The sequence below is a fragment of the Actinomadura hibisca NBRC 15177 genome (genome assembly GCF_001552635.1).
Classification (GTDB): domain Bacteria; phylum Actinomycetota; class Actinomycetes; order Streptosporangiales; family Streptosporangiaceae; genus Spirillospora; species Spirillospora hibisca.
In genome coordinates, this window is the sequence record NZ_BCRO01000010.1 from 178,335 (window position 1) to 184,622 (window position 6,288).

The 6,288-nt window shown below is 70.1% G+C and carries 5 protein-coding genes; 2 read left to right on the top strand and 3 right to left on the bottom strand.

Annotated features, from left to right (window positions below):
• The first annotated feature begins 11 nt into the window (after positions 1-11).
• Positions 12-776, top strand: coding sequence for a GNAT family N-acetyltransferase (locus AH6_RS46495; protein ID WP_067473794.1), 765 nt, complete (start codon positions 12-14; stop codon positions 774-776).
• A 44-nt stretch (positions 777-820) separates the two neighbouring features.
• On the opposite strand, the gene AH6_RS04295 is transcribed toward AH6_RS46495, so the two are convergent.
• The 3 genes from AH6_RS04295 to AH6_RS04305 are packed head-to-tail and all read right to left on the bottom strand — an operon-like array spanning position 821 to position 5,452.
• Positions 821-2,536: an ABC transporter ATP-binding protein gene (locus AH6_RS04295; protein ID WP_067473797.1), complete on the bottom strand. Its 1,716-nt coding sequence runs from the start codon at positions 2,534-2,536 to the stop codon at positions 821-823.
• Complete coding sequence (locus AH6_RS04300; RefSeq protein ID WP_067473800.1) at positions 2,533-4,305, bottom strand: ABC transporter ATP-binding protein; 1,773 nt, start codon at positions 4,303-4,305, stop codon at positions 2,533-2,535. The genes AH6_RS04295 and AH6_RS04300 overlap by 4 nt, the downstream gene beginning before the upstream one ends.
• A gap of 31 nt (positions 4,306-4,336) precedes the next feature.
• Positions 4,337-5,452, bottom strand: a complete 1,116-nt coding sequence (locus tag AH6_RS04305; protein WP_067473804.1) for a serine hydrolase domain-containing protein — start codon at positions 5,450-5,452, stop codon at positions 4,337-4,339.
• Between the two features lie 137 nt (positions 5,453-5,589).
• Between AH6_RS04305 and AH6_RS04310 the strand changes: the two genes are divergently transcribed.
• Complete coding sequence (locus AH6_RS04310) at positions 5,590-6,249, top strand: TetR/AcrR family transcriptional regulator (protein WP_067473812.1); 660 nt, start codon at positions 5,590-5,592, stop codon at positions 6,247-6,249.
• The last annotated feature ends 39 nt before the right edge of the window (positions 6,250-6,288 follow it).

Sequence of the window (6,288 nt, forward strand, 5' to 3'; positions counted from 1 at the left end):
TTCTGCGTGCGATGGAGCAGAATCTTGCCGAGCACGCCTGCCACCTGCACCGGAGCCTGCAAGGCGCGTCCGTCACCGAGACCGGCGACCTGCTGATCGCCGACAGCGGCCTGGAGGACGACACCTTCAACATCGTTGCGGCGGCCTGCTTCACCCCGGCCACCGCCCAGGCCCGCGCCGCGGAAACCGTCCGCACCTTGGCCGCCACCGGCCGTCCCTTCTCCTGGTGGGTGGGCCCCGCCTCCGCGCCGGCCGACCTCGCCGAGTATCTGAAGGCCGCCGGGCTCGAAGCCTCGGAGACCGAGGTGGGCATGTGGAAGGACCTGCGTGCGCCCCTTCCCGAGACGCACGCCGACGGCTTGGACGTCCACTTGGCGACCACCCCCGCCCAACTCGCCGACTACGCCACGGTCCTCGCTGCGAACTGGACCCCGCCCGCCGCCACCGTGCGCCGCTTCTTCGCCGATACCGCTCCATGGGCGCTCGCCGCCGACTGCCCCGCCCGGTACCTGGTCGGCTACGTCGACGAGCGTCCCGTCTGCTCGGCCGAGGTTTTCCTGCACGCGGGCGTCGCTGGGATCTACAACATCGCCACTCTCGCCGCCGACCGCCGCCGTGGCTATGGCGGCGCCATCACCTCGGCCACTCTGCGCATCGCCCGCGACGCGGGTTACGAGACCGCGGTCCTACAGGCATCCGCCGACGGCGAACCCGTCTACCGCGGCCTCGGCTTCACCGCCTGTGGCCACTTCACTGAATACGCCATCACTCCCTGATCTGTGACGGCGCCCTCGAAGCAGGCCGTGCAGGGCTCACCAGTTCAGTCGTGTGCTGCTGGTGTCAGGGAGGCGTTCCAGAAGTCGGCGTAGCGGCCGTTGCGGTGGAGGAGTTCGTCGTGGGTGCCTTGTTCGGTGATGTGGCCGTTGTCGAGGAAGGTGATGTGGTCGGCGTGTTGGATGGTGCGGAGGCGGTGGGCGACCATGACGACGGTTCGGTCGGCCATGAGGTGTTCGATGCCGTGGTGGACGGCGGTTTCGTTGATGGGGTCGAGGGCGGAGGTGACTTCGTCCAGGAGGATGATGGGTGCGTTTTTGAGGAGGGCTCGGGCGATGGAGACGCGTTGGCGTTCGCCGCCTGATAGGAGGGTGCCGCCTTCGCCGACGTTGGTGTTCCAGCCGCCGGGTAGTCGTTCGATCACCTCGTCGAGTCGGGCGGCGTTCGCTGCTGCCCGTACTTCGGCTTCGGAGGCGTCGGGGCGGCCGAGGCGGATGTTGTCTTCGATGGTGCCGTCGAAGAGGTAGACGTCTTGGAAGACGATGGCGATCTGTGCCATCAGTTCTTCGGTGGCGATGTCGCGCACGTCCACGCCGCCGATGCGCACCGCGCCCGCGTTCACATCGTGGAACCGCGCGAGCAACTGCAGCAGCGTGCTCTTGCCCGAGCCTGAGGGGCCGACCACGGCGAGCCGCCGTCCTTCGGACACGGACAACGACAGGCCGTCGATCACCGTGTGGTCACCATGCCGGAAGGCGACGGATTCCAGTTCCAGGCCATGGCCCACCGGCTGGATTGGTTGCCGTGCCTCCGGCAGCGGCTCGGTGTGCAGGACCGCGTCGAGCCTGGCCAGCTCGGAACGTGCGCTGCGGACTTTGCCGCCGATGTCGGCCAGCGACAGCAGGGGATCGGCGCAGCGGGCGGCCAGTACCAGGATCGCCAGCACCTCCGCCGTCCCGACGGTCCCGCCGAGCGCGAGGTAGGTGCCCAGCACCAGCAGCACGGTGAACACCGCCTGCACCACGAGCGTCAAGCCGATCATGCCGGGCAGCGCTGACAGGACGGTGCGGCGGGACGCGCGCTGGAGTTCCTGCAACGAGTCGTCGAGCAGTTCGAAACGTTCGGTGGTCCGGCCGCCGGCGCGCAGCACCGGCTGGGCCTGGAGGTACTCGATGACCCGCCCGGTGGTCTCGGTGTCACGTTCGTGGCGGTCGGCGTCGCCCGCGGCCATCGAGCGTCCAGTCCAGATCTGGATCGCCACCACGAGCGGCGCGGCGACCAGCGCGGCCAGTCCCATCTGCCAGTTGAAGGCGAACATCACGGCGACGATCGTCGCGGGGGTGACGAGAGCGGAGATGTAGGGCGCCAGCAGATGCGCGATCACGCCCATCGTCTCCAGCACACCCTGACTGGCCAGGACGGATATCTCCCCCACCCGGCCGGTGCTGTACCAGCCGAGGGGCAGCCGGGCCAGGTGGTCGCCGAGACGGTGGTACATGCCGCGCAGGAGCGTGGTCCCGACGCGGAAGCCGGACAGGTCGCTGGCGTAGCGGAGGACGGCGTAGAGGGCGATCGCGGCTCCGAAGGCGGTCAGCCAGGGCCAGGCGTCGTCGGGGTCGTTGCCGAACAGGGCTCGCAGCACGGGAACCAGCAGGGCGTAGGACAGACCCTCGACGATCGCGGTGATCGTCATCAGGACCACGGTGCGACGCACCGGCCGGGCGTGCTCGTGGCCCAGGACGCGCAGCAGCATGCGGATCATCGGTACTCCTCGGACTGCCAGAAGGCGGCGAACTTTCCGTTTCCTGCCAGGAGGTCGGCTGGCCTGCCCTGTTCGACGATCGACCCGTTGTCCAGCATCACGACGGTGTCGGCGTCGGTGACGGTCTCCAGGCGGTGGGCGATGACCAGGACCGTGCGATCACCCGACAGCGTCGCGAGAGCGCTGCGCACCGCCTGTTCGGTGTGGGGGTCGGCGAAGGCGGTCGCCTCGTCCAGCACCAGGACGGGCGCGTCGGCGAGTAGGGCGCGGGCGAGCGCGATCCGCTGCGTCTCGCCACCCGACAGCCTGGCCTCCTGCCCGAGCACGGTGTCGTAGCCGTGCGGTAGCTGGAGGATTCGTTCGTGGATGTTCGCCATCCGGGCTGCGCGCATCACCTCGTCGAGATCGGCATGCGGGACGGCCAGCGCGATGTTGTCGGCGACTGATGCGTGCAGCAGGCGGACGTCCTGGAAGACGAAGGAGACCGTGCGGTAGAGGTCGCGGCTGCTGAGTTCGCGCAGGTCGACGCCGCCCAGGGTGATCGAGCCGTGCGTTGGGTCGAAGAAGCGCGGCAGCAACTGGACGAGCGTGGACTTGCCGCTGCCCGACGGTCCGACGAGCGCGGTGACCGTCCCGGGTTCGAGGATCAGATTGAGCCCGCACAGCACCTCACGATCGTCGTCGTAGCTGAAGCGGACATCGCGCAGCTCCACCCGGTGACCCTGCGGCGCGATCGGGTGCGCGGGCTCCGGCAGCGGCGCCACCGCGAGGACGTCCCGGATCCTGCCGACCGCGCGCTTGGCGGTTTGCAGATCGTCGAAGCTGTGCGCGATGAGGGCCGACACGGGAGCGGTCAGGCCCAGGCCCAGCAGCAGGAAGGGCAGCAGGTCGGCGGGGGTCAGGCCGCCGCCGGTGATCAGGGCGGTGCCGCCGATCAGCACGACCAGCAGCACGAACGGCGGCGACAACACCAGCTGCATCCCGGCGGCGACCACCGAGAGGCCGCGCACGAAGCGGTGGTAGACGTCGACGAAACCGTCGGTGGCGGTGCGGAACCGGCGATGGGCCCGCCCGCCCCTGCCGAACGCCTTGACCACCGCGATGCCCTGGACGAACTCGACGACGGAGTTGGCGATCTGCCCCATGGCCGCGTCGAACCGCTTCTCCTCGCGCAGCCGGGCCGGGGTCATCATCAGCGGGAGGTGCGCCACCGCCAGCACGACCGGGATCAGCGTGATCAACGTGAGCCGCCAGTCGATGGTGAACAGGTAGACCAGCGACACCAGCGGCACCACGAACGCGGCGACCAGCTCGCCGGGCGCATGGGCGATGAACGGGTGCACGGCGCTGACATCCTCGCCCACCACCTTGGTCAGCTCGCCGGTCCGACGCCGCGACAACCAGCCGATCGGCACGCGGCCCAGCCGCGCGGCCAGCCGCCGGCGGAGGGCCAGTTGCACCCGGCCGTCCAGGAGGTGTCCGGTGCCGGATGACGCGGCCGTGAACAGCAGCCGGACGAACAGCCCGGCCGCCCCGGCGATCGTGACGAACCAGACGTGATCGTGGTCGATCGGGCCGGGCGCCAGCAGGCTACGTCCCAGTTCGGCGACCGCCAGCAGCGGCGCCAGACCCGCGACGGCACCGATCACCTGAAGGATGACGACGGCGGCGAAGGTCCATCGGTAGGGGCGCAGCAGCCCCGTCGCGTCATCGGCGTCCGGCAGGGGAGGGGGTTGTTCCCTTGGCGGCGCGAGGTCGGTCGTGGTCATCGTTCTCCTGTCCTCGTCGGGGGGATCCCCGTCAGCCGACCATCGCCACGCGGCAGAAGGTCGCGAGTGCCTCGTCGATGGGGTGGGGCTGCGGCCGGCCCGAGGGGTCGAGCCTGTTCCACCTCTGCAGGTTCACCGCGACCGACAGCCGCCGCCCGCCGTCCTCGCTGATCATGGACAGCGCTCCGGAACCCCAGGTCGTGCCGCCGTGCCCCCAGAAGACGCCGCCGGGCAGCTCCGTCGGGTACAGGCCGAGGCCGTACTCGATCGTCTTGCCCTCCTGGGAGACGATCGTGGCGGTGCGCCGCATCTGCGCCAGCGACGACGGGTGGACGATCTCGCCGGCGAGCAGCAGGCCGAAGAAGCGGTTGAGATCCGCCACGGTCGAGACCAGCGAGGCCGACGGCCCCGCGTAGGACATGTCGTAGACGCTGTAGTCGCGCGGCGGGTCGATCTTGCCGAAGAACGCCTCGTAGGCCAGCGAGTGCGGGCCGTCGATCTCCGGCCCGCCGGGGAACGCGGTGCCATGGAGCCCGGCGCGCTCGATGACGTTCTGGGTGATGTACTTCTCGGCCGTCACACCGGTCACTCGTTCCAGGAGCTGACCGAGGAGCAGGTAGTTGGTGTTGGAGTACAACCCCGGAGTGCCGCCAGGGGCGTTGGCGGCGGGCGCGGTGACCCCCATCCCGATCAGTTCGACGGGGTCGAACCGCGTGAGCCGGTGGTCGTCCAGGCTCTGGGGCCCGCACTTGGCGGGGTCGGGGAACCCCCTGAAGGAGGGGTAGGCGTAGGGGAGGTACTCGGCCAGGCCGCTGGTGTGGCCGATCAGCATCCGGACCGTGATCGCGTCACCGCGTTCGCCGGGAACCAGTTCCGGCAGGTAGCGGCCGATCGGCGCGTCGAGCCCGATCTGGCCGCCGTCGACCTGTTGCAGGACCGCGGCGGCGGTGAAGGTCTTGGTGATGCTGCCGATCCGGTACCGCATGTCGGCGGTGACGGGACGGCCGGTGGCGAGGTCGGCGACCCCGGCGGCGCCGCGCCAGACGTGGTCGCCGTCGCGCACCTCGGCGAACAGGCCCGGCACCCCGGCGCGGTGGACGTTCTCGATGGCGGTGTTCAGCTCTGCGGGATCCAGCGGGTTCCTCACGGCATGCGTCCTTTCGCTTGGCCCTGCATCGGCCTGACGGCACGCCGACCGTCCGGCATGCTCGTGCACTCATTATGCACGCGGTGCGTGCAACAGCAAGTGCATAGGTTAGGCTGGAGTCCGGCGAGAGGAGAGACATGGCAGGTCGAAGGCGTTGGTCGACCGAGGAGATCCTGGACGCGGCGACGGAGCTGCTGCGCACGAGCGACGCCGAGTCGTTCAGCGTGCGCAAGCTCGCCGCGGTGCTCGGCACCGACTCCTCCAGCCTCTACCGGCACTTCCGCAGCAAGACCGAACTGCTGCGCGCGGTCGCCGACCGGATCCTCCTGGCCGCCATGGACGGCTACCGGCCCGAGGGGGACTGGAAGCGGCGCATCACGACCCTGGCCCTGCGCGTGCGGGAGGCCTTCGGGCAGCACCCCGAGCTCGCCGCGGTCTGGGGACGCTACGCCTCGGGCGGCACCGGTTCCCGGATGATCATGGAAGAGATGTTGCAGGCGCTGCGCGCGTCGGGCCTCCCCGACGAGGAGATCCCGGCGAGCTATCACCGGCTCGCGGTCCTCGTCGCCGCGCTGGTCGCCTCCGAGGCCGGGGTCAGCGCCCTCACCCCCGAGGAGTACGAGCAGGGCATGGAGCTGTTCCGCGTCGCGGTCCTCGGCGCCGACCCCGAACGTTTCCCGGCTCTGGCCCACTTCGCCCGCGACGTCCGCCCCCTCGGGGTGGACCGCAAGGCGGCGTTCGAGGAGATCCTCGCCGTCCAGCTCGCCCACATCGAGGCCGCGATCCGCCCGAGCTAGGCAGTGTTTCAAAGCCCCGGCCCAGGGGGCTCGCCTGGC

Coding starts and splice junctions, on each gene's coding strand:
- AH6_RS04295 (WP_067473797.1), bottom strand. CDS start 2,536: ATGATCCGCATGCTGCTGCGCGTCCTGGGCCACGAGCACGCCCGGCCG.
- AH6_RS04310 (WP_067473812.1), top strand. CDS start 5,590: ATGGCAGGTCGAAGGCGTTGGTCGACCGAGGAGATCCTGGACGCGGCG.
- AH6_RS46495 (WP_067473794.1), top strand. CDS start 12: ATGGAGCAGAATCTTGCCGAGCACGCCTGCCACCTGCACCGGAGCCTG.
- AH6_RS04300 (WP_067473800.1), bottom strand. CDS start 4,305: ATGACCACGACCGACCTCGCGCCGCCAAGGGAACAACCCCCTCCCCTG.